This window comes from Streptomyces sp. NPDC006368 (genome assembly GCF_040612535.1).
GTDB lineage: Bacteria > Actinomycetota > Actinomycetes > Streptomycetales > Streptomycetaceae > Streptomyces.
Window position 1 is genome coordinate 1 of sequence record NZ_JBEXQK010000036.1, and the last position, 26,037, is coordinate 26,037.

Below are 26,037 nucleotides of genomic sequence, written 5' to 3' on the forward strand. Positions count from 1 at the left end.
TCTGGGAGTTCCATATGGCCGACACCGCGCACACGGAGCTGTCCACGACCTACGCGCCGAGCCGGGTCCTGCGTGCCAGCGCGCCGGCGGCCGGGCTGCTGCTGATCGCGGTTGCCCTCGGCGCGGGCACGGCGCCGGTCTGGGCGCTGCTCGTCGGCGCGTGCGCGGCAGGGCTCGTCACGGCGCCCGTCGGCGCGTCGATGCGGGCGCTGTGGCCGCACCTGACAGCGGATCCAGGTCTGCGCCAGCGCGCGTACTCCTTCGAAGCGACGCTCAGCGAGCTGCTGTTCGTCCTCGGGCCCACGGTGGTCACCTTGTTCGGCGCTCTCGCCGGCGCCGGCAGCGCCTTGCTGGTGACGGCGGTGCTGCTGGGCGCCGGTGGCCTCGGATACGGGCAGGCGCCAGCGGTACGCCGCCGCCCCGGCGCGGCACGTCGCCCGGCCGGCCCGGTCCGGGGAACGGCGGACGCCGAGCAGCGTGGTGGACCCGCGCGGGCCGCGGCGCTGTCGGTGCTCGTCGCGATCGCCCTCACGGCGGCGCTGTCGAGCGCCCTGGCGATCGCCGTCACGGCGACCCTTCAGGACCAGGGCTCGCCCGCCGCGTTCGCCGGCACTCTGGTGGCCGTCCAGTCGGTCGGCAGCGTCATCGGCGGTCTGCTGTACGGCGCCCGCACGTGGGGCGGTCCGACCTACCGCCGCTATCTGCGGCTGCTGGTCGTCCTGACGGTCGCGCTGGCCCTGCTGCCGTCCGTCCGTCCGGCTCAGAACGCCGGAGCGGACGAGACCTGGACGATGCTGCTGCTGGGCGGACTGCTCCTGTTGAGCGGCCTGCCCATAGCGCCGGCCGGGGCGGAGGAGTTCCAGCTCATCGGTGACATGACCGACCAGGAGAAGGCGACACAGGCCTTCGCGGGCGTCGGCAGTTTCATCGCGATCGGGGGCGCGACCGGGTCCGCCGTGGGAGGACTCGTGGCGGAGAACCTCGGTGCGACCGCCGCGTTGTCCCTCCCGGCCGCCTTCACCCTCGCCGCCCTGCTGGTCAGCCTGGCGGCACGTGGCCCTATCCTCGCGGCTGTGGCGGCCGCCGGCCGGACCCCGCCCCGCCCGCATCCCACCCCTGAACACGGAGAACAGCGCGTATGACCCCCTCGTCCTCCCCGGCCCGGCCGGGTGTACTCGCCGTCGTCGAGAGCCAGTTGTCCAACTTCGGTCTCACCCCGCTGCGCGCCGCCCACGAACTCGGTTTCCACGTCGTGCTGGTGAGCAACGACCCCGACCGCTACCGCGTCGTCAGCCTCGCCCAGGAGGTTTTCGCGCGGCACATCGACGAAATAGTCCGAACGGACACCAACTCCGTCGACGCCGTGGCCGCGGCCCTGGAGCCCTTCCGCGCCGCGGGCCGGCTGCGTGGCGTCATGACGGTGACCGACTACAACATCCCGATCGTCGCCGAGGTGGCCGCCCGCCTCGGTCTACCCGGCCTGAGCCCACAGAGTGCCAGGACCTGCCGGGACAAGCTCCTGATGCGACAGGCCTGCGCCGCCGCCGGTGTCGCCGTGCCGGGCTTCCACCAGGCGACGAGTGAGGAGGACGCGCTGGCCGCCGCCGACCGGTTCGGCTACCCCTGCGTCGTCAAACCGATGACGGAATCGGCGAGCATCGGCGTCACCCTGTGCCGTACGCCCGCCGAAGTCAGGGACGCCTACCGGGAGATCAGCGGCAAGCCGACCGACTTCCGCGGCCAGCCCCGACGGCCCGGAGCCCTGGTCGAGGAGTACCTGATCGGCTTCGAGGTGAGCGTCGAGTCCGTCCTCGCGGGGGGCGAGCGGACCTTTCTCGGCGTCACGGACAAGGCGCTCGGGTCCCATCCGCACTTCGTGGAGATGGGCGACACCTTCCCGTCGATGCTGTCGCCATCGGTGCGTGAGGAGTGCACCGAACTCGCCCGCCGCGCGCTGGAGGCGGTCGGCCACGACTTCGGGGCCGCGCACGTCGAGGTGAAGATGACCGAGAAGGGCCCTTTCATCGTCGAGGTCAACGGCCGCATGCCCGGCGCCGAGATCACCCAGCTCATCCGCGAAGCCACCGGGATCTACCTCCAGCGTGAGGTCGTCCGGCTGCACGCCGGACAACCCGCGGACCTCACCGCGACCCGGAGCGGGGCGGCCGCTTCCCGCTACCTCGCCGCGCGGGAGTCCGGAACACTCACCTCGATCGACGGAGTGGACCTGGCCCTGCGCGTCCCGGGTGTCGTGGACGTGGACCTGGAGGCGCACCCCGGCGACACCGTACGTCCCGCTGAGAGCAACCTCGACCTGCTCGGCTACGTCGTCGCGGTCGGCGACACCACGGGCGACGCGGTGCGGCGGGCGGAGGCCGCGCTGGGCCAGCTGACGCCTCGGATCGAGGCCTCGGCCGGAACGCGCGGGGGTGGACGATGACCACCGTGACGGGCCGACGTCCGAAGTCTCCCGACGTGACCGTCGGCCGTGCCCTGGAGGAAGGGGGCACGGAACGGTGGGACGAACTGCTCGGCCCGCGCGGCTTCTATGCCGCGAGCCCCTGGCTCCGCCACGCCCAGGCCACTGCCGATCCGGCGCCGTACTACTTCACCGCCGCGGTAAGCGGTGAGGTCGTCGGGGTCCTGCCCGCCTACCCGCTGCATTCGGGCACGCCGTTCGTCTTCTGCAGCCCGGGCCGCGTGGTCGACACCATTCACCGGGCGGCGACCGGTGAGGCGGCGCCCTGGGCCGCCGAGCTGCTGCCGGCCCTGGCCTGCGGCGGGCGAAACCCCTCGCACACCAAGGCGGGAGTGGCCCGCGAGCTGGGGCCGGACGGGCAGCGCGAGACCCTGACGGCACTGGTCGAGGCTGCGGAAGCGGAGGCCTGGGACGCGGACATGGAGTCCGTTTCCTTCCTGTACGTGGACGAGGACGACACGCTGCTGCGTTCCGTCCTGGACGGGCGCGGATACGCCGCGATGCCCGGGCAGACCGCCTATTCGCTGACCGTGCCGAAGGAGGGCGGCTTCGATGCCTATCTGTCCCGGTTCGGCTCCCACCGCCGGCGAAACATCACGCGCGAGATGCGATTGCTGGACGCGGCGGGCGTCAGCTACCGTACGCAGCCGCTGAGCGAGGGCCTGATCGACGAGCTCGTCCCACTGGAACTGGCGCTGTACGCCAAGCACGGCACGCCGGCGGACCCGGACGCGTTCCGGTCCGTGCTGCGGAGCGTCAGCGTCAACGCCGCGTCGGCGGCCCGCGTCACGACCGCGCACCTGGAGGGGCGACTGGCCGGCTTCGCTCTCACCTTCACCCACCGGGGCGAGCTGTACGCGCGCCAGGCGGGCTTCGACTACGACGCGCAGGGCAGGGTGCCGCTCTACTTCGGCCTCGTCTACTACGAGCTGCTCCGGCTGGCGTTGAGCGAGGGGCTCACCGAGATCCACTACTCCACCGGGTCGGACCAGGCGAAACTGTCGCGTGGCTGCACACCCCGTCGGCAGATCGCCTATGTGAAGGCCCGTCGCGGCGAGCGGCAGGCGCGGTTGGCCCTGCTGGCGGAGCACTGCGCGACCGTGCGATGAAGCGAGTGGGGTGAGGGGAGTGGAGTGAGGGAGACACCCCTCACGCGGACTTCGCTTCCGTCGCCAACGACAGCCGCTCGGTGCGGAACCGACGACGCGGGAGAGGACGAACGTCACCGCGGAGAGAGCCGCGGTGACGACCAGGAACCAGGAGCACGAAACCCGGAGCCCGAGCCGGCGTCCTGTCGCCGGCTCTTCGGGGACGATGCGGCACCCGAGGTGTCACCGTCGCCGCGCCCCGAGAACCCGCCGGGCGGCCGTCGGGCAGGTCCGGGGCCGGCCTTCGAGTGCGCGGCCCTGTGGCGGAACTCGGTGGCTCAGCGTGGGGCGTTCGCCTGGGCAGGGGGTGAGAGCAGCCGGGCGGCGATGGCGAGGGTGTCGTCCTGGTGGAGGGTGTCGGTGAGCATGTCCGAGGCGATGGCGCTGGGGATGATGGCGGTGGGGTGGGGGTGGTGGCGGCGGGCGGCTTCGATCAGCCGGGCTTCTCCCTCCAGGGGGTTTCGGCGGCTTTCGGTGAGGCCGTCGGTGTAGAGCAGAAGCAGATCGCCGGGGTGGAGGGTTGTGGTCAGCAGGCGGTCGCTGCCCGGTGAGGGAAAGCCGACCCCCCGGCCGCGCTTCGAGGTAGTCGGCTGTGTGGTCCTCGCGGACGACGAGAGCTGGGGGGTGGCTGCCGTTGGCGAGGGCGAGGCGGCCGGTCGTGGGATTGAGGCGGGCAAGAAGCAGGGTGGCCATGACGTCTCGGTCGAAGGGCCTGAGGATGGTGTCGGTACGGGCCACGATGCTGCTCAAGGGGTGGCCTTCCAGGGCGAGGGTGCGCACGGCGTGGGTGACGGTGAGCGCGGTGCGGGTGCTGGTGACGCCGTGTCCGAGGGCGTCGACGAGGGTGATGTGGATGGTGCCGTCGGGAAGGGCGAACCAGTCGTACAGATCTCCGCCGCTGGGGGCGTCGTCGCTGACGGGTGCGTAGCGGACGGCCAGTTCGAGGCCGTCGACGTGGAGCGGCCTGGGCCGCAGGGCGTCTTCCAGGGCACGCAGCGTCTGGCCGTGGGCCTGGCGCAGAGCCTGGTCGCGTTCTTCCAGTTGCACGTACAGTGCCATGACGCCGCTGTTGGTTTCGGCCAGCTCGTGTTCCAGCCGGTGAAGTTCCCCGGCGAGGGAGTCGGCGCGTTCGAGCGCCGCCAGTTCCAGTGCCAGCGCCGGCGCCCCCCACCACCGCCTCCGCCGCACGCCCCGGTGCTGCGTGCGTCCCGCGCGTTCCGTGCTGGGTGGTCGGCCGCGCCGTCCGGCAGGCAGGCTCTGCCGGCTGGCCGAGGTGGCGCCACGTCCTCCGGTGCCCGGGCCACCGTGCCGCTGTCCGGCCGCTGCCGTTCCACCGCGCGCGGCAGACCCAACGGGCCGGCTCGGCGCGCCACACCGAGCCGACTGACGGGCGCCATGCCCGCCCGTCAGGGCCTGCAGCCGGGCCGGCGCTCCGCCGAACTGTCCGGCGGGCCGATGCACACAGCCGTGTCGCCCAGCCGTCGACACGCTCGTACCACCCACACCGCATGACACGGCGGTCACGGTTGGGCGAACACCCCATCGGCCAGGCGCATAGGGAAACAGTTGACAGGAGGCAATGGTTTTGTGCCATGCTGGTGGCAAGCCAGCCTGGTCTCGTGGGAGGCCTCACGCCGTCCCCCGTCACACCACTTCGGTGGCCCGGGAGCGGTACAGGTGGTCTTACTCGGCTGTGTGCGGCCGCATGCCGCACGCTTGACGGCGTCAGGGTCCTGCTGACCGCCGTGATGGGCTCGACCCCTGATTGGGGGGCGAACCGTGCACGACTTCGCTGTAACCGTCGAACAACACCCCGACGTGATGTTGCTCAAGGTCGTTGGGGAAATGGATCTGGCGACTGCGCCCGCAGTCGCCGACGCCGCCCTGGTTCTCCCTATGGGCGGCAAGACCTTGAGGGTGGATCTCTCAGGGGTGTCCTTCATGGACTCCAGCGGCCTCAACGTGCTGCTGCGCCTGCGTCGCCGCATGTATGGAGAAGCAGGTCACCTGCTGGTGTCCGGGCTTCAGGAACAGCCGGCCGCCCTGCTGCGCCTGACCGGAACCTATGAACTGCTCACCGCGGCCGACACCATCGGTGCGACGCTGCTCACCAGCGGCTGAGCGCCAACTCGGTTGCGGTACGCGCCCCGCCGTTGACGTGGTGTCGCGGCAGGCCGAGGCAGCGGAGGGTCCATGCCGGCCGCAGTGACGCGACGGGCCGCCCAGTGGTCCGGGTTCGTCCCCGGTCCGACATGCGGTCGCGCATCTGCTCTGGATGCGACCGCGTCGCCCTCTTCTCGATCGCACGTGCGCTACGACGGGGTTGGAGAGACGACCGTACCGGCTGGCTCCTGGTGGGAGACCGGGCATCGTCCACAAGAAGGTGACGGCGAGTTGAGACACGCGGGTTTGCCTGAGGATCCTCTGTACGACTTCGCCCGCGCAGTGGCGGAAGCCGCCGAAGCGCTGGTCACCACGTGGGCCGGCGCCGCTCAGGCCACCTCTCCGCCGCGGTTGTCCGCACTTCAGTGGCAGGCGCTGCTGAGCGTGCGGCGGTCTCCCGGTATCAACCTCACATGCCTTGCCGAGGCGGCCGGTGCGGTCGTGCCTGCCGCGAGCAGACTGTGCGACAGGCTGGAGGCGGCAGGGCTTCTGCGTCGAGAGCAACAACCCCCCAACCGCAGGGAGATCGGCCTCTTCCTGACGACCCCCGGCCACGACGCCGTGAACGCACTGGTCGAACAACGCTCGCGGGCGATTCACCAGGTTCTCACCGCTGTGGCCCCTGGCCAGCGAGCACAGCTTCTCGCGGGACTGAACGCCTTCGCGCACGCTGTGACCGACTCGGCCGAACGGCCGGAGGAGCCCCCAGCTGAAACACGAGACGCTGTGCTGCGAGAGACGCGATGACGCTGTCGCCCGAACTCTCCTCGCCCCTCCTGACGCCTGTGTGGGAGGAGATCATCTGGTTCCGGAAGGGCCGGACGCCCTGCCAGGCCGGGCGGAGCCATCGTCCGATAACGGCGGCACCACGAAGGGCGCGCCCAAGCGGCGGCGGTTAGTACTGCACCGCATCTGGGGTGGCGGCCGGGCGCGGCTTCACCTGATCGTTCCGGATGGTTCCCGTGGCCGCAGGTGCCCCGGTCGGGGAGAGTAGCGTGTGGCCGTATGCTTCTCGACACCGTCACATCCCGCACGCTGGCCGTCCGCCACCTCGGCGAGGGACTGGGCAACCGGGTCGCCGATCTGGCCCGTCCCGGATACCGCCTCGACCTCATCACCGAGGGTGAGCCGACCCGGGGCCATAACCGCTTCGGCGGAGGCGCGCTGCTGGAACCGGGCACGCCATGGCCCGTGGCCGACGGGATGCCGCTGAGTCTGCTGGCGGTGCTCGACCTCGCCGAGTTCACGCCACTGCTGGCCGATGAACTGCCGCCGGACGCGGACGGCTTGTTGCTGAACTTCTTCCACGGCACCCTGAACGCCGCCGACTCACGTGGTTCCTGGGAGGATCCCGCGCTGTGGCGCGTCGTCCCCGCCGCCGTGACCGAAGCCGTCGAAGTCAGTGCCCCGGACCCGGCTGCGCGCTTTCTGCCTACCCCGGTGCGGCCGGTCCCCGTCGTGACGCTGCCGGACTGCGAGGAAGTGGAGGTGCAGGATCTCATCCAGGGGCCCGGCTCGGACCGCTTCGACTACGACGTGTGGGTCCGGTACTCCACCGAGATGAGGGATTTGACCGAAGAGGACCACCGGCTGCGCTGGCCCGTCAGGGGCGGGAAACACCAGGCGTTCGGCTGGCCGTGGGCGCTGCACTCGTCCCCGACCGCGGACGCCCGCAAGCAGTTCGCCAGACGGACTCCGGACATCGCGGTGCCCGAGGACTGGCGGCTGCTGCTGCAACTCGACTCGGACGGCATTCGTACGGACGCGGGCTTCGCGGGCTGGCAGTGGGGCGACATGGGTCAGTTGCACTTCACCATCCCTTGCGCCGACCTGCGCGCGGGCGTGTTCGACCGCGTCGAGGCCGGCGAGCAAGGGTGACGCCGTTCCAGCGGCCGAGCGTCAGCTTCGCCACCACGGCCGAGCCGCCCTACTAATGCAACCGCATCTGGGGATGGTGGCCTCGGCGTTTGTAGTGGCAGCGGCGGGCTCGGGCTTGGCTGGTGCGTCGGTAGCGTGACCAGCGCAGGCGGAGATCGTTGCTGGGGCAGTGGGGCAGTGGGGCAGTGGGGCGTGACGACGACGTGTGCGATCATCCGGCGGATTTCCGGGACGCTGAGGGGTAGGGGGTTCGGTCGTCGCATCCGCTGCCCCTTCTGGTTTCTCGGGCGCGGACGGCAGTCAGGTAGACCATGGCCGCCATAGCGGAGTGATGCGCCGGTATCAGGCCCGGTAGCGCCTGACCTGGTCGTGGTCCAGGCCGCACTCGCCTTTGGCGGCCTGGAAACACTCCTCCGCCTGCCATCGCGCGCCCGCGATCCTGGCCAGGTCCTTCAGGCGGGAGGCGACGGGACCGTAGCAGACGAAGGAGGCGAATTCGCTCGGGCCGCTGATGCTGCGCCGGGCCGGCACCCAGTGCCCGAAGCCACCTATGGCAGCCGCGCATCTTGAACGTCATGCTTGTCCTCCCCGCTCAGGCAGCGAGATCAGTGCCGATACCGCTGTGCGGCGGGGCCTGGTGCCACCCCATGCGCTGCGTCAGGCTGCGCCTGGACGTGCCGGTGGCCGACGTCCCGTCCTTCGGGAGGCACCCAAGGCCTTCCAGCAGCTGACGCCTTCGGCGGCCGGCGTGCGGCTCAACGCGCCGGCGCGGGCCCGGGGCGCGGGGTGTTGTTCTTCGGACCGGCTGCGCGGGCGATGAAGAGGAGGAGTACTCCGCACGCGGCGACCAGGACCCAGCCCGGGCGGGACGCGTGGGCGAGCTCCGCAGGGTCGGCGGCCGTGACCAGACCGCCGGCGATGGCGATGCCGACGGCGGAGCCGAACTGGCGTGCGGTGGAGGTGATCGCGCCGGCGACACCGGCGCGGGCCGGGGGCAATCCGCTGACGGCCGTGTTGGTGATCGGGGCGTTGGCGAAGCCGAAGCCGACGCCGATAAGCGCGTAGGCCACCAGGAGCAGGGCCACGCTCGTGTGCGTCTCCAGCCGGACCAGGCACAGTCCGCCGGCCGTGAGGAAGCCGCCGGCCAGGGCCAGTGGCAGCCGCGGTCCGACGCGACCGACCAGGCGGCCGGACCAGGGCGCGCAGACGGTCGCACCGACCGCCATGGGCAGGGTCGCCAGACCGGCCGCCAACGGTGTCCATTCACGGGTGTGCTGCAGGTAGAGGGTGTTGAGCAGCAGCGTGACGTTCAGCGCGGTGAAGACCGCCACGGCGCCCACAACCGCACCGCCGAAGACCGGGCGCCGGAAGAGCGCCAGGTCCATCAACGGTTCGTGCAGACGGGACTCCACCCGTATGAAGGCGGCCATCGCCACGGCGACCACCGCGTATAGGGCCAGTGCCGCCGCCGACGTCCAGCCGATGCGCGGTCCTTCGATGAGGACGCCGACCGAGGCTCCGATGACCACGGTCAGCAGGGCCTGACCGGGAAGGTCGAGCCGCCCGGCACGCCGCGCCCGGGACTCCGGCACGAACACCGCGGTGAGCACCAGGGCCGCCACGACAACCGGCACGTTGATCCAGAACACCGACCGCCAGCCGAGCGCGGCGATGAGAGCGCCGCCCGTGACCGGGCCGGCCGCCATGCTCAGACCGAAGACCGACGCCCAGATACCGATGGCCTGCGCTCGCTCCTTGGGATCGGGCATCGCGTTCACCACGATGGCCAGGGCGACGGGACTGAGCATGGAAGCTCCGATGCCCTGCGCCGCGCGGGCCGCGATGAGCACCTCCACCGAAGGGGCCACCGCGCAGACCAGCGAGGCCGCCGCGAATACGACCAGCCCCGTCCGGAACACCCGTCGGCGTCCGAACCGGTCCGCCAGAGCACCCGCCGTGATCAGCAGGGCCGCCAGGACGAGGGTGTAGGCATCCACCGTCCATTCGAGGCCGTGCGTCCCGACGCCCAGGCCGTGGCCGATCGCGGGCAGGCCCACATTGACGATGGTGGTGTCCAGGCCCACCAGGAACATGCTCAGGCAGCAGACGGCCAGCACCGTCCAGCGCCTGCGCGCGCTGAGGAGGGGTGGAGCGGGATGGGTCGTCGTGGTCACGGTCTGCCTCTCACGTCCGGGAGTGTCTTCCCGGTCAGAATCCAGCCGGACGGCGACCACGGCCCAGCTTTTTTGCGAAGGCTGCAAAATGGGCCCATGGACGCGGAACTGGAGCAGATAATCGACAGCATCGGGCCACGTCTGCGTAGGTTGCGCCGGGACCGCGGACTCACGCTGGAAGCGCTCGCGATCACGACCGGCTTCTCGGTGAGCACGCTGTCCCGGCTTGAATCCGGCAAGCGCCGCCCCACGCTGGAGCTGCTCATCCCGCTCGCGCGGGCGCACCGCGTCGCACTCGACCAGCTGGTCGCCGCGCCGGCCAGCGGCGACCCGCGAGTGCACCTCCAACCCCTGCGCAAGGGGCACGGCAGCGTCCTGGTGCCGCTGACGCAGTATCCGGGCCGTGTGCAGGTGTTCAAACAGGTACTGGCTCCCCGTGAGCCGAAGCTGGTCACCCATGAGGGCTACGAGTGGCTCTACGTCCTCGCGGGCGAGCTGCGGCTCATCCTGGGGCAGAGGGAACTCGTTCTGCGTCCCGGTGAGGCGGCCGAGTTCGACACCGGGGAGCCGCACTGGTTCGGCCCGGCCAACGCCGAGGCCGCGGAGATCCTGCACCTGTTCGGGCCACAGGGCGACCAGGCAGTCCTCCGTGCGAGGCCATCCCCGCCCGGCCAGCCGTGAACGCCCCCTGCGTGCTCACCGCAGGGGTGAAGTGCCCGCCTCTATCCCGAACGGGTGGCTGGGTCGGGAAGCGCGACCGTGGTCGACCAGGAGCCCATCGGCAGGACGCCGCGCTCCAACCCCGCGACGTACACCAAGGCGTTCAACCTGATCCGCAATCTGTTCGCGGGTACCGACGCGGCCGCTCGCCGCGGCCTGACGGCGAGCTCCTTCTCCTTCAACTCGCCGGGCGGGCGCTGTGAACCGTGCACCGGGTACGGCGTACGGCAGGTCGACATGAACTTCCTGCCCGACGTCTGGGTCACCTGTGACGTCTGCGACGGCAGGCGGTTCGGGCCCGATGTACTGGCGGTGACCTGTCAGGGGCTGGCCATCGACGAGGTGCTGGACCTGACCGTGGACGAGGCGGCGGAGCTTTTCGACACGCCCGCGCTACGGCCGGTGCTCACGGCGCTGCGCCGAACGGGCCTGGGCTACCTGCGGTTGGGGCAGAGCGCCACCGTGCTGTCGGGCGGCGAGGCGCAGCGGCTGAAGCTCGCCGCCGCGCTGGCCAAGGGGGCGCGGCAGCCGGGACTGGTGGTGCTGGACGAGCCGGTCACCGGTCTCCACCCGGCGGACGTCCAGGTGCTGGTAGACGCGTTCGACGCGCTCCTCGCCGCGGGCAACACCGTGGTCCTCGCGGAACACGACCTGCATCTGGCCGCCGCCGCGGACTGGCTGATCGACATGGGCCCGGGCAGCGGGGCGGCCGGCGGCGGCGTGCTGCACTGCGGACCCCCGGACGCCCTCCGCCCGGGCTCGGGTCCGACTGCCGCGTACTTGTGCGAACTCCTCGAGCCGACCACCCTCGGAGGATCACTCGATGCCGTATAGTCGGTTCCGACTAAAGGAGGTGCAGGCAGATGGCGGTGCGCAAACGGCCGGTGTCCAACCTGCTGGGACTCGCGGTACTCGGGCTGCTGCTGGAGCAGCCGATGCATCCGTACGAGATGGCCGCGACCCTGCGGGAGCGCAACAAAGACACCAGCTTCAAGGTCAAGACCGGCTCGCTCTACGACGTGGTCGAATCCCTGGCGCGAGCGGGCTGGATCGCCGAGCACAGCACCGAGCGCGCCGGACGCCGGCCGGAGCGCACGGTGTACGCCCACACGGAGCTGGGCCACCAGGAGTTCATGAGCTGGCTCGATGAACTCGTCCGGACTCCGGTGAAGGAGTACCCCAGCTTTCTCGCCGCGGTGAGCTACCTCGGTGCCCTGGGACCCGAACGCGCCGTCCAGGCCCTCCAGGAACGCATCACCCGCCTGGACGACCAGATCGACCAGGCCCGTCAGGCGCGGGCCGCGGTGCTGGACCAGCAGACGCCACGGCTGTTCGTGATCGAACTCGAATACGCCTTGACCATGGCCGAAGCCGAGCGGGACTGGGCCCGGCGGATCGTCGGCGAGATCCACGACGGCACGCTCTCGTGGCCCGAACTCACCACCAGGGATGGGCGCGAGGTATGGACCGATCAGGACGAGATGGAGAAGCAGCAGGCATGAGCGCATCACCCGCGACCCACCAGCGGGCCGAACCGAATCCGCCAAGGAAGGCATTACCCATGATCCAGGCCAAGGGGCTGGCCAAGACGTTCCACACCAAGCAGGGTCCGGTCGAGGCAGTGGCCGGAGTCGACTTCACCGTCCAGGCGGGCGAGATCGTGGGCTTTCTCGGGCCCAACGGTGCCGGCAAGACGACCACCATGCGGATGCTGACCACCCTGCTCCCGCCGAGTTCCGGCACCGCCGTCATCGCCGGCTGCGATCTGCTGCAGCGCCCCGCGAAGGTCCGCACGCACATCGGCTACGTCTCCCAGGCGGGTGGCGCCAAGCCCAGCTCCCTGGTCCGCCGCGACCTGGTGCTCCAGGGCCGCCTCTACGGCATGTCCCGCTCCGAGGCCGAGGCCCGCGCCGACGAGGTGATCGTCCAGCTCGGCCTCGAGGAGCTCGCGGACCGTGTCATCCAGACGCTTTCCGGCGGCCAGCGCCGCCGCGTCGACATGGCCCTGGGCCTCATGCACCAACCCAAGCTGCTCTTCCTCGACGAGCCCACCGCCAACCTCGATCCGGAGAGCCGCAACGACGTCTGGGAACACATCCGCCGTCTGCGCGACGAGCACGGCACCACCGTGTTCCTCACCACCCACTACCTCGATGAGGCCGACAGCCTCTGCGACCGCGTCCTGATCATCGACAAGGGCCGCATCATCGCCGAGGACAGTCCGCGCAGTCTGAAGGCCGCCATCTCCCACGACACCATCGAGCTCGAGGTCGACGGCGACACCGCACGCGCCACCGATCTGCTCACCTCTCACCGCGACGTCCACGATGTATCGGTCAACGGCACGGTTCTGTCGATCAGTTGCCGGGACGCCGAGCGCCTCCTCGTCGACCTGCTGCGCACGCTGGAATCCGCGCATGTCCGGGTGGAGTCCCTCCGCGTGCTGAAGCCCACGCTCGACGACGTTTTCATGACCATGACCGACCGGCGTTCGCAGCGCGGCGCCGACGCGGTCCACGCCTGAGGGGAGCCGAGGATGCACACGATCCGCGACGCGGCCATCATCTTCCGCGATGAGGCCGCCGCCGTGGCCCAGAAGAGGATGGGACTCCTCATCGGTCTCGTCCAGCCATTCGTCTACATGGCCCTGTTCGGCCCCCTCCTGGTCAAGATGCTGCCGGAGAACGGCCCGGCGGCCTGGCAGGTCTACATCCCGGGCCTGCTCGTCCAACTCGGCCTGTTCGCCACCGGCTACGCCGGCTTCGGCCTCATCCCCGATGTCCGCTCGGGATACCTCGAACGGCTGCGGGTGACCCCGGCGAGCCGACTGGGGTTGCTGCTGGGCCGAGTGCTCTGGGACGTTCTGGCGCTGCTCATCCAGTCGGTGGTCATCGTCCTCATCGCCCTGCTCTTCGGACTGCGTGCCCCGGTGGGGGGCGTGCTGGCCGCCATCGCCCTGATGATGCTCGTCGGCATCAGCCTGGCCTTCCTCTCGTACTCGCTGGCGCTCAAGCTGACGTCGGAGTGGCTTTTCGCACCCGTCCTCAACGGCATCGCCCTGCCTCTGATGCTGCTGTCCGGCATCCTCCTGCCCCTGACCTACGCTCCTGGCTGGCTGAAGGCCGTCGCCTCCGTCAACCCCCTGCGCTACGCGGTGGACGCCATGCGCGGCCTCTTCGCCGGCGAGTACGGCTCATCCGCCGTTCTGACCGGGGTGGCCGTGGTACTCGGTCTGATGGTCGTGTCGGGGCTGGCGGGGACCCGCATCTTCGCCAAGTACAACGCGTGAGCTGACGTTCACGGCGGCGCGCCGGGGCATGCCCACCAACTCAGTGCCATGCCCCGGCGCGCCCCCACACAAAGCCCAGGCACCTAGGCTTCGGTCCGCTTCTCCAGGCGGCTGCCACGTGGCAGGGTGACCGACATGATGTCGCTGGGAGCGTCCAGCGCGATGCGGTGCCATCGCCCGCGCGGCACGATGACCGCGGTTCCGGCCGTCACCTTGATCTCCTCCTCCTCTTCCCCCGGCTGCTCGGGACGGAGGTGGAGGCGTATCCCGCCGGTGAGGCAGGAGACGACTTCGTCCGCGTCGGGGTGGATCTCCCAGTGGTCTCCGTGGACATCGGCGTCGGTCTCCACGTGGAAGGCCATGAGCTGCCAGCCGTCCCGCTCGGGGTCGAACACGGGCTGCTCCGCGTGGACCTGTCCGCCGGGGCGAAGGTGGATGAAGGAGGTGAAGAGATCGATCGGGGTCACGGTCATGACGGGATGCCCTTCCTGCGGTGGTCGTGGGTCTGATCGTTTCCGTTGCCGCACAGCGCCTCTCGGTACAGCGTCGACAGCGCGTCGTCGATGGGGTGGTGCTGCGGCGTCCCCGAGGAGTCCACCTTGTTCCACCTCTGGAGGTTGACCGCGAAGGACATCCGACGCGTGCCGTCGGCCCGGGTCAGGGACACCGTTCCGGCACCCCATACCGTGCCGTCGTGGCCCCAGAAGGTTCCGCAGTCCGTGCTGACCTTGTGCAGACCGAGGCCGTACTCGATCGTCGATCCGTCGAGGGCGATGACCGGGATCGTGCGCTGCATCTGCGCCAGCGACGCTCGGCCGACGATCTTGCCGTCGAGCAGCTTGCCGTAGAAGCGGTTGAGATCCTCCATGGTCGACACCAGAGCGGCGCCCGTCCCCGTCCAGGACATGTTGTAGACGCTGTAGTCGCGCGGCGGGTCGATCAGGCCCCAGAGAGCCTCGTACATCCGCGAGTGCGGTCCCTTGATGCGCGGCCCGGCGGGGAACCCGGTGTGCCGGAGCCCGGCGCGCTCGACGACGTTCCGGGTGATGTACTCGTCGGCCGTGGTACCGGTCACTCGTTCCAGGAGCCGGCCGAGGAGCAGGTAGTTGGTGTTGGAGTACACCCCTTTCGGGCCTCCGGGCTCGCCGGTGGGAGGCGCGTCGAGCCCCAGCCGGATCAGCTCGGCCGGGCGGAACTGCCTGAACCGGTTGTCGTCCAGGCTCTTGGACGAGACGTCCGGCCGAGAGGGGAACCCCTGGAGGGACGGGAACGCGTAGGGGATGTAGTCGGGAATGCCGCTTGTGTGGTTGAGCAGCATCCGCACTGTGATCTTCCTACCGCGCTCTCCCGGCACCAGGCGGGGCAGATAGCCGCCGATCGGCGCATCGAGCCCGATCCGACCCTGCTCGACCTGCTGCATGATCGCGGCGGCGGTGAAGGTCTTGGTGATGCTGCCGACACGCTGCCGCATGTCGGGCGTGACGGGACGGCCGGTCCTGACATCGGCGACCCCGGAGGCGCCGCGCCATGTCCGGCCGCCATCGCGCACCTCGGCGTACACACCCGGTATCCCCGCGCGGTGGACACCGTCCAGGGCGGACTGCAGCCCCGCACGATCGAAGCCGGTGGTGGAGTCGATCGACGGCACGGTCCTCGTCTCGTGGGGCACGGGCGCTGCCGCCACCGTGCCGGCACCCACACTCAGTGCGGCCACGCTCGCGCACCACACCATTCGGATCTTCAAGGCATTGGTCCTTTCGTGATCAATACGGGGAACGGCGCTCACTCGGCCAGAGCGCGGCGCAGCACGGCGCAGAGGTCGGCGATCTGCCGCTGGGAGATCTCGGCGGAGAGGATCGCCTGCGACCCGTGGAAGGTTCCGGGCCACTGGTGCAGCTCGACGGAGACACCCGCCTGCAACAGGCGCAGCGCGTAGGTGATGTCCTCGTCCCGGTTCGGGTCGAACTCGGCGGTGGCGATGTAGGCGGGTGGCAGGCCGGACAGGTCGGTCGCCCGGGCCGGGGCGGCGTACGGCGTGGCGGGGGCGGAGCCCAGGTAGTGCCGCCACGAAGCGGTGACGACATCGCGGTTCGACCAGGGCGTGTCGGTGAAGTGCCGTGCCGACCACGTCTCCTGACGGTCGTCGAGCTCGGCCTCGTTGAGCAGCTGGAAGCAGATTCGCGGCCCCCGCTCGTCACGCGCCCGCAAGGTCACCGCTGCCGTGAGCCCCGCGCCCGCGCTGTGACCGCCGACCGCGATCCGCTCCGGGTCGATGCCGAGTTCGGCCGCGTGCTCGGCCGTCCAGGTCAGTGCGGCGTAGGCGTCGTCCAGTGCGGCCGGGAACGGGTGCTCGGGGGCCAGGCGGTAGCCCACCGAGATCACCACCGCGCCGGAGTCCTTCGCCAGCCGGGTGGCCCACGGGTGCTCGGTGTCCACGTCACCCATGACGTATCCGCCGCCGTGCAGCCAGACGACGGCACCTTGTGCGCCGCTCGGGCGGTAGATCCGCACCGGCACGTCCGGATCGCCGGACACCGTGCGGTCCTCGATCTCCATGTCCGAGGTGTCCGGCGCCGGCTTCGCGGCGGCCAGCTCGGCGTACTTCTCGCGCCCGGCGACCGGGTCGGTCACGGGGAGACGGGGGAACAGCGGGATGAACGCTTCGAGTTCGGGATCCATGACGATCATCCTCGGGGTCGTCGCCCGAGAGCACATCCGCCATCCGTCGCGCATCCCGCCCCGATGACGCGCCGTTCGGCGCGCCCCCGGCCTTCTATCCTTCTGTCATGGAGGCACTGGCGGTGCGGTTGTCGGGACTCGATCCGTACGTCGACGGCGCGATCCGCATCGTCGCGTTCTACGACACGCTGATGCGCCGACGGGTGGACCTCCCGGCGCTTGCGCGGGCCTCGGCGGGCCTGGCCGAGTGCGTGGCCGGGATCCGGGTGCACGGCACGGGGCGGGCGATCCGCGTCTCCCCCGAGGGCAGGGACGTCGCCGCCCCGCCGGCACCCGCCACGACCACGCTGCCGATCGCGCTCGACGAGGAGGAGATCGGCACGGTGTGGCTGGAACGCGCCGGCCCGGCCAACCCGCTCGACGACGTCCTCCTCGAGCGGTTCGCCATCGCCGTCGCCGCGGCCGTCGAGCGGTACGGCCCGGCCCGCACCACCATGTCCGACCCCGCCCTCGTCGAACTGGCGATCAGCTCCGACAGCGACGAGGCGGCCAGAGCACGGGCGTTACGGCTCCTGGGGTTCGCCGCCGGCCTGCCGGTCCGCGTCGTCGCCGTCCGCTCCTCGCTCCCGCTCGACCGGATCGGCAGCCTGGTCTGCCGGGCCCGCCTGGTGAAGGCGGCACCGCTCGGCGACGTGGGCGTCGTCCTGGCGACCACCGTGGACCGGGCCCGGTTTCCGGCAGGCGCACGGGCGGGCATCGGCGACGCCGGCAGCCCCGACCGGTCCTGGCGGGAGGCCCGCACCGCACTCCGCTTCACCACGCCGCGCGAACCCGTCGTCCGCTACGCCGACTTGGGCGCGCTGGCGCTCCTGGCCGAGGTACCCCGGGACGCCTTGCGCGACAACGCCGATGTGGCCGGGATCGCCCGCGTCGCCGACAAAGCGGAAGACCTGGAGACCCTGGACACCTACTGCGCCACCGGCTCACTCCGCCGGGCCGCCGACCTCCTCCACCTGCACCACAGCAGCGTCGCCCGCCGCGTCGAACAGATCGGCAGGACCCTGAACATCGACCTCACCGAACCCGCCGGCCTGACCCGGGCCAGGCTCGCCCTCACCGCATGGCGGTTGCTCGACGACTGAGGAAGTCCCACTTCGCCACTGAAGCACCCGTCGAACTCGCCAGGCCCAGTCAAGGGTGGTCTCGATCGGCGTTGCGGAGGAAGGGCCCAGGCTGGGGCCGGTGGCCCCAGCCGAGGGCGGTCAGCGAGGGTCGTCGAGGAGGCTGCTGATCCGTTCGTGAAGTTCGTGCGGCAGGCGGGTGGTCCATCGGTGGGCTGCCTCGGCTGCCAGGTCCCGGCTCCAGCGCCAGCTGTTGCGCGCTGCCGTGCGCACATCCTGGTCGCGGGCGGCGGCCGTGGTGGAGGCGTAGCGGTTGCGGTCGGTGGTGGGAAGGTCCTGTTCGAGCGCGCGGCTGGGGGTGAGCCAGTGGGCCGTGCTGTCGCGCAACAGGCGGCAGAGCTGGAGTTGCTGGGGGGCGATGACGGTGTGCAACAGGGCGTGGGCGCGGGCGATCTCGCCGCGGGCCAGGACGTGGGCGAGCATGAGCGTCCAGTTGGTCAGCTCGTCGGTGAGCTGCTGGGCGGTGGTCACCGGCTCGGGCGGACGGAAGACGGCCAGCTGCCGGGCGGCACGGGTGAGCCGGCCGGTTCGGTCGAGCAGGACGGCGTCGTCGGGGCGGGGCAGGTGCACCATTCCTTGCCAGGTGGGGACTTCGTCGATGCCGGGACCGGCCGGGGTGAGGTGGAACTCGCCGCGCATCAGGTCATCGAAGACGACGGCGAGGATGCCGTACATGTTGGTGTAGGCGAGCTGGAGCGGTGCGAGCTGTGCCAGGAAGGCCGGACCGTCGAAGTCGGCGAGGCGATCGTCCTGGATGTAGAGGTATGCCTCGATGTCGGAATGGGCATCGGCCTCGCCCACGGTCCACGAGCCGTAGAGCAGTACGCCCTCCAGACGGGAGTCGGCGTGGGCGAGCTGTCGCAGGCGTGCGATGCGGTCGTCCAGGGCGGAACGGGCAGAGTGAACGGACATGGTGTGGTTGTGTCCCCTGAGGTGAGCGTGCGGGCACGCTGACGGGGCCCGGCACCTGCCGGGCGGATGTCTGTGGACCGTCACGGCCCGCTCAGGAGAAGTTGCCCATAATCGAGATCATAAGGGACGTGCACAGCCGCCGAGTCGGCGGTGGCAGACCAGGGTGGCCCCGAAACCGACGAGAGCCAGAAAATGCTCGGCTTTGCGCTCGCAGCGGCAGCGCGGGCGGCGGCACCCGGACAGCCACGCCACCGTCCGCTCCACGGTCCACCGGTAGTGAACCGGCTTCCGGGAGGACTCGATGCCTCTGCGGGCGAGGCGTGGCGTGATGTTTCGCGAGCGGAGCCGTCTCCGCATGTGGTCGTGGTCGTAGCCCGTGTCTCCATGGAGCTCGGCGGGCAGCCGTCGACGGGGCCCGCCTGGAGGTACGCTCCGCTCGACCTGCGTCCTGACGATGCTTTCAGCCGCTTCATCACCGGCCGCGGCCTGTTTCGGGCGCGGCCGGAGAAGGGACTCCCGGCGAACCCGCCGCAGCGCCGCGCGCTCGGTTACAGCATCGGCTGAAGGGGCGGCGGTCCGCTTGCTCCGGCCGCCTACCTCACCCAGGTCGCCGAGACCGGCAGGGCGTACAACGGCCGCCGACGCCCCGTACGAGCAGGCGCACCCCGCGATCCTCGGCGGGGATGCCGCGGCCGTACACCGGGTCGAGCCACCAGCGGTTGGTGTGGCCGTCCATGCGGGCCGCGGCGGCGATGTCCTCGGGCCGGGTGGAGGCGGCTTCGACGGTGGAGTGATTGGTGACCAGGCCGACCTGGGCCCCGGGTGCGGCGGCGCGAATGGCCTGGGTGGCCAGGCCGTGCCCGAGGAGGAGGTGGTACGAGGCGCGGACGGCGGCCGTGAGGTCGGTCAGGCCCGGGGCCATGCGTCCCTCCAGGTGGCCGATCCAGCCGGGGCAGAGCGGCTCCTTGAGGGTGGCCCACTGGGTGACGCGGTCACCGAGGCGCTCCGCGACGACGGAGGCGTACGCGGCGAGGTGCTCGGCGGTGGCCCGCTCGGTCCAGCCGCCGTGGCTGTCCCGGACCCGGTCCTGGAGGGCCTGCGGCAGGTCCCAGTGGTACTGGGTGACGGAGGGCGTGATCCCGGCGTCGAGGAGCCCGTCGACGAGCCGGTCGTAGAAGTCGATCCCGGCCGCGTTCACGGGCCCGTCGCCGCCGGGGACGGCGCGCGGCCAGGCGACGGAGAGCCGGTAGGCGTCGGTGCCGAGGCCCTTCATCAGGGCGACGTCCTCGGGCCAGCGGTGGTAGTGGTCGCAGGCGGTGTCGCCGTGGTCACCGTTGTCGATCGCGCCGGGGACGCGGGAGAACGTGTCCCAGATGGACGGAGCCCTGCCGTCCTCGGCGACGGCGCCCTCGATCTGGTACGCGGAGGTCGCCGTGCCCCAGGCGAAGTCCGGAGGGAAGGCCTCCAGGTCGAGCGAGGCGGCGGAGTCGGTGGATTCGGACACGGAGAACCTCTTCGTGATCGGTGCGGAGATGGTGGGGAGAGCCGCGAGCAGGGCGGTGGAGAGGGACGTCACTTGACCGCGCCCGCGGTGAGGCCGGCGACGAGGTAGCGCTGGAGGAGGAGGAAGCCGACGACGACGGGCACGCTCACCACGAGCGAGGCGGCCATCACCTGGTTCCAGTAGACGTCGTTCTGGGTGGCGTACCCCTGGAGACCGACGGCGAGGGTCCGCGTCGTGTCGTTGGTCATGACCGAGGCGAAGAGGACCTCGCCCCATGCGGTCATGAACGCGTAGACGGCGGCGATGATGCCGGGGGACGCCGCCGGGACGATGACCCGGAACAGCGCGCCGATCGGCCCGCAGCCGTCGACCTTCGCGGCCTCGTCGAGTTCGCGCGGGAGTTACTGCCCGAGCCGGGGCCGAAGCTGGTGGCGGGCCGGCCGCGAGTGCCGGACCGGCAGGCCCTGTGCGGGATCCCGTTCGTGCTGCACACCGGCATCCAGTGGGAGTACCTGCCCCAGGAGCTGGGCTTTGACTCGGGTATGACGTGCTGGCGACGCCTGGCCGAGCATTCCGAGGCCGGGGTGCCTCCGCCCCGCCACAGAGTGTGATGGGGCTTCGCTGCTGGATGTATCCGCTGTCGCCGTGGGTACGCTGGGAGTGGGTGTTCTTCATGGAATGGCTGACGAGGCTACCCGGCATCGCACGGCTGCGGCGTACGCACGTGTGGCGGGCGTTCGAGCGGTTGACCACGGTCCACTGGGCCCGGCTCGCCGCCGCCATCACCTTCACGAGTTTCGTCGCTCTCTTCCCGCTGATCACCGTGGGCGCGGCGATCGGCGCCAAGCTGCTGAGCGAGGACCAGCTCGGGAAACTCCAGGACAAGATCGTCGACCAGGCGCCGGGCCTTTCCGACCTGCTGGACCTGGAGCGCCTCGTCGCGCACGCCGGAGCCGTCGGGCTTATCGCGGGCGCGCTGCTGCTTGTGATCGGCATCAACTGGGTCGGCGCCCTGCGCGGGTGTTTGCGCGCGGTGTGGGAGAAGGAGCAGGACCCGGGAAATCCAATCCTGCTGAAGATCAAGGACACCGGGGTGCTGGTCGGTCTCGGCGTGGTCGGGCTCCTCGCGATCGGCAGTTCGGTGTTCGCGAACAGTGCGGTTGGCTGGGCCGCCGACAAGGTCGGGATCGAGGGCGGGGCGGGACGGGCGCTGCTGTTCTTCGCGGGGCTGGCCATCGCCCTGCTCGTCGACTTCCTGCTGCTTGTCTACCTGCTCACCCGGCTGGCGCGGGTGCATCCCAGCCGGCGCGCAGTAGTGGTGGCCGGTCTGATCGGTGCGGTCGGCTTCGAACTGCTCAAGTGGTTGCTGACGGACTATCTGCAGGGTGTCGCGGGGAAGAGCATGTACGGCGCTTTCGCCGTGCCGGTCGCCGTCGTGTTGTGGATCAACCTCATGGCCAGGCTGGTGCTGTACTGCGCCGCCTGGACGGCGACAGAGACGGGGATGTCGGTGCAGTCCGGCGAGACAGCCGAGGGTGAGAGCCCGGAGCCCGGGATCGGCCGCCCAGCTGGCGATGCACCACAGCAGGCGTCGGCCAACAGCGGCGCATCAGCAGCACCGCGCCGCACGACGCCTCCGGCGCACGACCCGTGATCCGAGCGCGGTAGCTGCGGAGGGTATGACATTCGAACTCGTAAGGATTTGCCCCCGCTTTCTGAGCGGGCGGCCCTCGTCGACAACTTCCGCCTGGGAAAGCACGTGGCGCTCAAGCCGTCGAGCATGGGGTGACTCATGACCCCTGACCCTAACGTTCCGCGCCCCTCATTCGTTAGGAGTTCTAAAGACCCATGCCATGTGTGGTTCGGTGAACGGTCCGTTCACTGTGCGCATCCTCCAGGCCGGGGTGGCCGCAGTGCGATCTGGCGAAATCAAACCCCTCATGTCCAAAGGCGTTCCCAGCACAGGAGGGCTTCGACCGAGCCCCGACGGGGGGAACTGCTGCAAGCGCTGGGGATCTTTCAGAGGGCGACGCCCGCTCAGGTGTGGAAGCTGACCCGCCCGGACAACCGGCACGACAAGCTCACGCGGGCAACCTCCTGGATCTTCAGGATCACCACCTGGTGAGGACGGAGTCCGTCCAGAGCAACCAGCGACAGGTATGGGTGCTCACCGCCCGAGGACACCGCTGCTGAAGCCGAAGGGCATACGGATTCGGCATTACGCAAGGAGGACGAGCCGATGAGCGACTTCGGTCTGGAAGCCGAGCCGGTGCCCGATCCCGGCGCGGTGCAGTTCGGCGGCCGTGGAGGTGACCGCTGCGGCGTGGTCGTCGTAGCGGGTGCCCAGCAGCTCCCCGTGACGGGGGCGGTGCCGGTGCTGCTGCTGGAGATCGACCGCCGCACCGAGGACGCGCACGAGCTGGTGCACAAGCTGCGCCGGTACTGGGAGTGGGGCCGGCTGCCGGCGCCGGACGTGGACAAGTACACCGCGGACCTGGTCCGCTCGCGGCCGGACGCCATTGCGAGCGTCGACCATGAGAAGCGGCTGTGGCGCCGGGTCTACCCGCCGACCGGCCGGGAGGGACACCCCTCGTTTCCGCAGGTCACTCCTTCTGGCGGGAGGGGCGAGCGCGGCGGCGCTGACTACCGGGCGGCGATGCCCTCCGCCGCGTCCGGCCCACCCCACACCGTGGTCCGGATGCTGGAGTCGTCCCCGGGCGTCGAGATCGGCAAGCGACCTGGACAACAAGTTGTGTAGTTCTTATGGAGACAGCCTCGTCGGCCCGCCATAATCGAGGTGCCCACAGCTCGTCCGTCGGTGCGCCACCGCGATCCTGGCAGCAACGGATCCGGCAGTCGCATGGACACCCGTGTACGCCCAGGCCGCCGCAGTTGTCGTCCAGTCACGGAGACTCTCATGCGCACTCGCGGGTTCGCGATCACCGCCGTCCTCTTGCTTGCTGCCGGTTGCAGCTCATCACCGAAGGACGATCTCGACAGTTGGTACACCTCAGGCGGGAAGGACCGGATCAACCGCGTGCTGGATGGCGCCAGCCGGGTCAACGAAGCAAGCATGTCTCCGATCAGCTCGCTGGAGCCTGCCTGCCACGACCTCGCCAAGCAGGCGGCTGAGGGCGAGGCGCACGACCCCATCCCGCACGAGGGCGCTCAACTGGCCTGGTCAACCGCGCTGAAGAGTTTCCGCAAGGGTGCCTCGGAGTGCACGGCAGGGGCCTCCGCACAGGACCAGCCACGGGTCTCCAGCGGTGTCGTCGAGATCCAGACCAACGGGCTTCCCGCCCTCCGACGCGCCCTTTCCTACATCAAGGACAGCCTGGGCGCTGATTAGCCAGCCAAAGCCTGCTGTCCCGCCCGGAGCACCGGCTTACGGACCAGGCCGCCCGCCGCAAGCGCCGTGGCCAGCTTGGACTTGTAGCTGGACCCGTTGTCGGTCAGCACCCGCTCGACTGTGATGCCATGGGCGGTGAAGAATGCCTGGCCCGCTGCCAGAACGCTGTGGCGGTGTGCTGGCGTTCGTCGGTGAGGATCTCGCTGTAGGCCAGGCGGGAGTGGTCGTCGATGGCGGAGTGGATGTAGCTGTGGCCGATCACCGGCTAGCAGCTCTTGCGCTGGTCGGTGGTGGCCTGCCGGTTGCGGTCGCCGGCCTTTCTGCCGACCGCGAGCTCATAGGCGCCCTCGAACGTCTCGCACTCCTACCGAACCCCGGCTGACCAGCGGATTCACCCGTCCCCGCGAGAGAACGTCCCAGCCCGGAGCAGTGGAACCCGGCGTCCACCCGAGACGATACCCGGGCCCACAGCCTGCCCGACCGCGGTCACCGGCAACGAAATGGGTGGCCAACTCCGTCGGCGGCCCATCACGAAAGATCGAGGTTAACCAGACAGACGCCTCCGGCGGTCCGGCGTGCGATCATTGGACAATGAGAGGATTGATATGGGTAGCGGTGGTATGCGTGTTGGTCCCGCTGCCATTTCTTGTCTGGTTCGGCATCTACCCATTGTGGTTGCGGCGGCGCCTCAAGAGTGTGGGTGTGACCGCCACCGGGAAATGCCGCACCATCTCGGCTTCAGAAGGGCGTTACTCGACCAGCTTCGAGTTCCGGACGGATTCCGGCAGGCGCGTTATATACATCTCGCCGCTCAGTGGACAGAGCTGGGGGGAGCCGGGACAGGAGGCCGCTCTTGTGTACGACCCCCTGCACCCGAGCCGTTTCGTACGCAGCAGGAGAGAGCTGAACGCCCCCTATGAGGACTGGTTCTCGCTCTGGGTGATGACGGCTGTGGAGGTGTTGATGCTGCTGGGCCTGATGCTGGTCCTGCTGCACGAGAATGGAGTCATTCACTGACCGCTAACCTGTGCGTTTTGCTTGGGCTCTGGTCCGGATCATGAGCGGTAACGCGAAAGTGCCTTCTCATCTGGGACGATGAACCTTGTCGAGGGGTTCTGTCGGTACAGGTGGAAGGTACTTTCTGCGCGCAGGGTATTGGTTCTCGTCCCAGGCTTCATGTCTCCGCCGACGGCATGGGGGTGGTCGGGCATGCCGGGGCGACGGTTGCTGGCTGATCCTGCCGGCGCACCGGGCTGACCAGCGCGTGCTCCGTCGCCCTCAGGCAGCTTCGGCCACGCGGCACTGGTTATGACCCCGGCCGAATCGCGACCGATCTCGCGGTAATGCTGGCTGATGGCGGCGAGGCCATCACGGATCTGGCCGTACTGCGGGACCAGCACGAGGTATTCGGTCCGGTCGCCTCGACACCGACGGCCTGGCGTCTGCTGGACGCCGTCGACGAACTCATACCGGACCGTCTGCGGTTGGCCCGCGCTCCGGCACGGGAAGTGGCCTGGCTTCAGGCATCCGAGACCCGGTCCGGCATACCGGCGGCGAAAGCCGGCGGACGGGAGGTGTCCGGCCTGGTCCTGGACATCGACGCCACGCTGGTGACCTGCCACTCCGAGAAAGAGGCGGCCGCACCCACCTATAAAGGAGGCTTCGGCTTCCACCCTTTGGTGTGTTTCCTGGCGCATACCGGCGAGGGCATATCCGGGCGGCTGCGGCCCGGGAACGCCGGAGGAAACACCGCCGCGGACCATATCGCGGTGCTGGACGACGCGCTCGCGCAGACCCCCGACGCCCACCGGCACGGCACCGACATCCTTGATCGCACCGACAGCGCCGGATCCGCGAAGGACTTCCTCACCCACGTCCGAGACCTGCGGATGCGCGGAATCCGGACCTTCTTCTCCGTCGGATACGCCATCACCGAGCCGATCCGGCGCGCGATCCGGACTCTGCCCGAGCAGGTCTGGCATCCTGCCCTGGACCAGAACGGGACGTTGCGGGCCGGCGCTGAGGTCGCCGAACTCACCGGCATGATCGGCCTTTCCGGCTACCCGGCCGGCGCTCGGATCATCGTGCGCCGCGAAAGACCGCACCCCGGTGCCCAACTCTCACTGTCGACCAGGACGAGGGTCTGCGGCACCAGCGTTTCTCACCGACGCCCCCTTCACGAGTGGCGGTTCCGCCCAGTTCCTGGAGGTTCGCCACCGCGGACATGCCACCGTCGAAGACCACATCCGGTGCGGCAAGACCACCGGTTTCGGCCGCTTCCCCTCCCGCCGCTTTGACATCAACGCGGCCGGGCCCGAACTCAGCCTCGCAGCGATCGACCTCCTCGCCTGGACCCGCATCCTGCTGCTGGACGCTGAGCTGGCCGACGCCCCGAGCCCAAGAGACTCCGCTACCGGCGTCCAAGAAGGCCATCTGCCGCGTGGCCTGCTTGAAGTGGGGCCGCTTCGAGGTCAGATTCGGCTCGGCATAGAAGTACCGGTCGCCATCAGCGTTGCGAAGGTCCAGAAGCGAAATGCCTGGCGGTACTACGTGCGCGGGGA

At 70.0% G+C, this 26,037-nt stretch carries 23 protein-coding genes and 7 pseudogenes; 19 read left to right on the forward strand and 11 right to left on the reverse strand.

Annotation, left to right across the window (positions count from 1 at the left end; translation table 11 throughout):
* The 3 genes from ABZZ38_RS23040 to ABZZ38_RS23050 all read left to right on the forward strand — a co-directional run.
* Positions 1-1,142 (forward strand): hypothetical protein (locus ABZZ38_RS23040; RefSeq protein ID WP_356742981.1); only part of this gene is annotated, 1,142 nt, incomplete at its 5' end.
* A complete protein-coding gene (locus ABZZ38_RS23045; RefSeq protein ID WP_356742983.1) occupies positions 1,139-2,440 on the forward strand; it encodes an ATP-grasp domain-containing protein in 1,302 nt (433 codons plus the stop codon). The genes ABZZ38_RS23040 and ABZZ38_RS23045, both read left to right, overlap by 4 nt.
* A gap of 5 nt (positions 2,441-2,445) precedes the next feature.
* Entirely contained in the window at positions 2,446-3,588 is a 1,143-nt protein-coding gene (locus tag ABZZ38_RS23050) for a GNAT family N-acetyltransferase (RefSeq protein WP_356742985.1), read from the forward strand.
* A 416-nt stretch (positions 3,589-4,004) separates the two neighbouring features.
* Here the strand turns inward: ABZZ38_RS23050 and ABZZ38_RS23055 are convergent.
* A pseudogene (locus ABZZ38_RS23055) lies at positions 4,005-4,686 on the reverse strand (PP2C family protein-serine/threonine phosphatase); the annotation flags it as partial.
* A 720-nt stretch (positions 4,687-5,406) separates the two neighbouring features.
* Here ABZZ38_RS23055 and ABZZ38_RS23060 point away from each other — a divergent pair.
* The 3 genes from ABZZ38_RS23060 (at position 5,407) to ABZZ38_RS23070 (ending at position 7,668) form a co-directional block, all read left to right on the forward strand.
* Entirely contained in the window at positions 5,407-5,748 is a 342-nt protein-coding gene (locus ABZZ38_RS23060; RefSeq protein WP_356742987.1) for an STAS domain-containing protein, read from the forward strand.
* A 72-nt stretch (positions 5,749-5,820) separates the two neighbouring features.
* Positions 5,821-6,537, forward strand: a complete 717-nt coding sequence (locus tag ABZZ38_RS23065; RefSeq protein WP_356742989.1) for a MarR family transcriptional regulator — start codon at positions 5,821-5,823, stop codon at positions 6,535-6,537.
* Between the two features lie 258 nt (positions 6,538-6,795).
* Positions 6,796-7,668 (forward strand): DUF1963 domain-containing protein, encoded by an 873-nt coding sequence (locus tag ABZZ38_RS23070; RefSeq protein WP_356742991.1) that lies wholly within the window; start codon positions 6,796-6,798, stop codon positions 7,666-7,668.
* A gap of 342 nt (positions 7,669-8,010) precedes the next feature.
* Here the strand turns inward: ABZZ38_RS23070 and ABZZ38_RS23075 are convergent, their stop codons facing one another.
* Together ABZZ38_RS23075 and ABZZ38_RS23080 are read right to left on the reverse strand one after the other, a co-directional pair.
* Positions 8,011-8,199 carry a hypothetical protein gene (locus tag ABZZ38_RS23075; RefSeq protein WP_356742993.1) on the reverse strand — a complete coding sequence of 63 codons (189 nt, stop codon included), beginning with the start codon at positions 8,197-8,199 and terminating at the stop codon, positions 8,011-8,013.
* A 224-nt stretch (positions 8,200-8,423) separates the two neighbouring features.
* Positions 8,424-9,842 carry an MFS transporter gene (locus tag ABZZ38_RS23080; protein ID WP_356742995.1) on the reverse strand — a complete coding sequence of 473 codons (1,419 nt, stop codon included), beginning with the start codon at positions 9,840-9,842 and terminating at the stop codon, positions 8,424-8,426.
* 96 nt (positions 9,843-9,938) lie between these two features.
* Between ABZZ38_RS23080 and ABZZ38_RS23085 the strand changes: the two genes are divergently transcribed.
* The 5 genes from ABZZ38_RS23085 to ABZZ38_RS23105 are packed head-to-tail and all read left to right on the forward strand — an operon-like array spanning position 9,939 to position 13,851.
* Positions 9,939-10,523: an XRE family transcriptional regulator gene (locus ABZZ38_RS23085; RefSeq protein WP_356742996.1), complete on the forward strand. Its 585-nt coding sequence runs from the start codon at positions 9,939-9,941 to the stop codon at positions 10,521-10,523.
* Positions 10,524-10,577: 54 nt separating this feature from the next.
* Positions 10,578-11,396 carry a hypothetical protein gene (locus tag ABZZ38_RS23090; protein WP_356742998.1) on the forward strand — a complete coding sequence of 273 codons (819 nt, stop codon included), beginning with the start codon at positions 10,578-10,580 and terminating at the stop codon, positions 11,394-11,396.
* A gap of 29 nt (positions 11,397-11,425) precedes the next feature.
* Positions 11,426-12,064 carry a PadR family transcriptional regulator gene (locus tag ABZZ38_RS23095; RefSeq protein ID WP_356743000.1) on the forward strand — a complete coding sequence of 213 codons (639 nt, stop codon included), beginning with the start codon at positions 11,426-11,428 and terminating at the stop codon, positions 12,062-12,064.
* Positions 12,065-12,123: 59 nt separating this feature from the next.
* A complete protein-coding gene (locus tag ABZZ38_RS23100) occupies positions 12,124-13,086 on the forward strand; it encodes an ATP-binding cassette domain-containing protein (protein WP_356743002.1) in 963 nt (320 codons plus the stop codon).
* Positions 13,087-13,098: 12 nt separating this feature from the next.
* Entirely contained in the window at positions 13,099-13,851 is a 753-nt protein-coding gene (locus tag ABZZ38_RS23105) for an ABC transporter permease (RefSeq protein WP_356743004.1), read from the forward strand.
* A gap of 83 nt (positions 13,852-13,934) precedes the next feature.
* Here the strand turns inward: ABZZ38_RS23105 and ABZZ38_RS23110 are convergent, their stop codons facing one another.
* The 3 genes from ABZZ38_RS23110 to ABZZ38_RS23120 form a co-directional block, all read right to left on the reverse strand.
* Positions 13,935-14,324, reverse strand: a complete 390-nt coding sequence (locus ABZZ38_RS23110) for a cupin domain-containing protein (protein ID WP_356743006.1) — start codon at positions 14,322-14,324, stop codon at positions 13,935-13,937.
* Positions 14,321-15,520, reverse strand: a complete 1,200-nt coding sequence (locus ABZZ38_RS23115) for a serine hydrolase domain-containing protein (protein WP_356743105.1) — start codon at positions 15,518-15,520, stop codon at positions 14,321-14,323. Before ABZZ38_RS23115 ends, ABZZ38_RS23110 begins: the two co-directional genes overlap by 4 nt.
* A gap of 113 nt (positions 15,521-15,633) precedes the next feature.
* Entirely contained in the window at positions 15,634-16,530 is an 897-nt protein-coding gene (locus ABZZ38_RS23120) for an alpha/beta hydrolase (RefSeq protein WP_356743010.1), read from the reverse strand.
* Between the two features lie 107 nt (positions 16,531-16,637).
* On the opposite strand from ABZZ38_RS23120, the gene ABZZ38_RS23125 reads away from it, so the two are divergent.
* Positions 16,638-17,672 (forward strand): helix-turn-helix domain-containing protein, encoded by a 1,035-nt coding sequence (locus ABZZ38_RS23125; RefSeq protein WP_356743015.1) that lies wholly within the window; start codon positions 16,638-16,640, stop codon positions 17,670-17,672.
* A 120-nt stretch (positions 17,673-17,792) separates the two neighbouring features.
* On the opposite strand, the gene ABZZ38_RS23130 is transcribed toward ABZZ38_RS23125, so the two are convergent.
* The 4 genes and pseudogenes from ABZZ38_RS23130 to ABZZ38_RS23145 form a co-directional block, all read right to left on the reverse strand.
* Positions 17,793-18,623, reverse strand: a complete 831-nt coding sequence (locus tag ABZZ38_RS23130) for a nucleotidyltransferase domain-containing protein (protein WP_356743018.1) — start codon at positions 18,621-18,623, stop codon at positions 17,793-17,795.
* Between the two features lie 117 nt (positions 18,624-18,740).
* Positions 18,741-19,040, reverse strand: a pseudogene (locus tag ABZZ38_RS23135) (IS5/IS1182 family transposase); the annotation flags it as partial.
* A gap of 256 nt (positions 19,041-19,296) precedes the next feature.
* Positions 19,297-20,127 (reverse strand): annotated as a pseudogene (locus tag ABZZ38_RS23140) (family 1 glycosylhydrolase); the annotation flags it as partial.
* Positions 20,128-20,195: 68 nt separating this feature from the next.
* Positions 20,196-20,528: pseudogene (locus tag ABZZ38_RS23145) on the reverse strand (ABC transporter permease subunit); the annotation flags it as partial.
* A gap of 3 nt (positions 20,529-20,531) precedes the next feature.
* Between ABZZ38_RS23145 and ABZZ38_RS23150 the strand changes: the two are divergent.
* The 4 genes and pseudogenes from ABZZ38_RS23150 to ABZZ38_RS23165 all read left to right on the forward strand — a co-directional run.
* A pseudogene (locus ABZZ38_RS23150) lies at positions 20,532-20,714 on the forward strand (transposase); the annotation flags it as partial.
* Positions 20,715-20,800: 86 nt separating this feature from the next.
* The gene (locus ABZZ38_RS23155) at positions 20,801-21,781 is read left to right on the forward strand and encodes a YihY/virulence factor BrkB family protein (protein WP_356743107.1); all 981 of its coding nucleotides are present in this window, start codon (positions 20,801-20,803) and stop codon (positions 21,779-21,781) included.
* 585 nt (positions 21,782-22,366) lie between these two features.
* Positions 22,367-22,885: a hypothetical protein gene (locus ABZZ38_RS23160; protein WP_356743021.1), complete on the forward strand. Its 519-nt coding sequence runs from the start codon at positions 22,367-22,369 to the stop codon at positions 22,883-22,885.
* A gap of 159 nt (positions 22,886-23,044) precedes the next feature.
* Positions 23,045-23,476: a hypothetical protein gene (locus ABZZ38_RS23165; RefSeq protein ID WP_356743023.1), complete on the forward strand. Its 432-nt coding sequence runs from the start codon at positions 23,045-23,047 to the stop codon at positions 23,474-23,476.
* Between the two features lie 71 nt (positions 23,477-23,547).
* Here ABZZ38_RS23165 and ABZZ38_RS23170 read toward each other — a convergent pair.
* Positions 23,548-23,732: pseudogene (locus tag ABZZ38_RS23170) on the reverse strand (DDE-type integrase/transposase/recombinase); the annotation flags it as partial.
* On the opposite strand from ABZZ38_RS23170, the gene ABZZ38_RS23175 reads away from it, so the two are divergent.
* The 3 genes and pseudogenes from ABZZ38_RS23175 to ABZZ38_RS23185 form a co-directional block, all read left to right on the forward strand.
* A complete protein-coding gene (locus tag ABZZ38_RS23175) occupies positions 23,652-23,858 on the forward strand; it encodes a hypothetical protein (RefSeq protein ID WP_356743109.1) in 207 nt (68 codons plus the stop codon). The pseudogene ABZZ38_RS23170 and the gene ABZZ38_RS23175 overlap by 81 nt on opposite strands.
* Positions 23,859-24,067: 209 nt before the next feature.
* The gene (locus ABZZ38_RS23180; protein ID WP_356743025.1) at positions 24,068-24,493 is read left to right on the forward strand and encodes a DUF3592 domain-containing protein; all 426 of its coding nucleotides are present in this window, start codon (positions 24,068-24,070) and stop codon (positions 24,491-24,493) included.
* Between the two features lie 110 nt (positions 24,494-24,603).
* Positions 24,604-25,890 (forward strand): annotated as a pseudogene (locus ABZZ38_RS23185) (IS1380 family transposase); the annotation flags it as partial.
* Between the last annotated feature and the right edge of the window lie 147 nt (positions 25,891-26,037).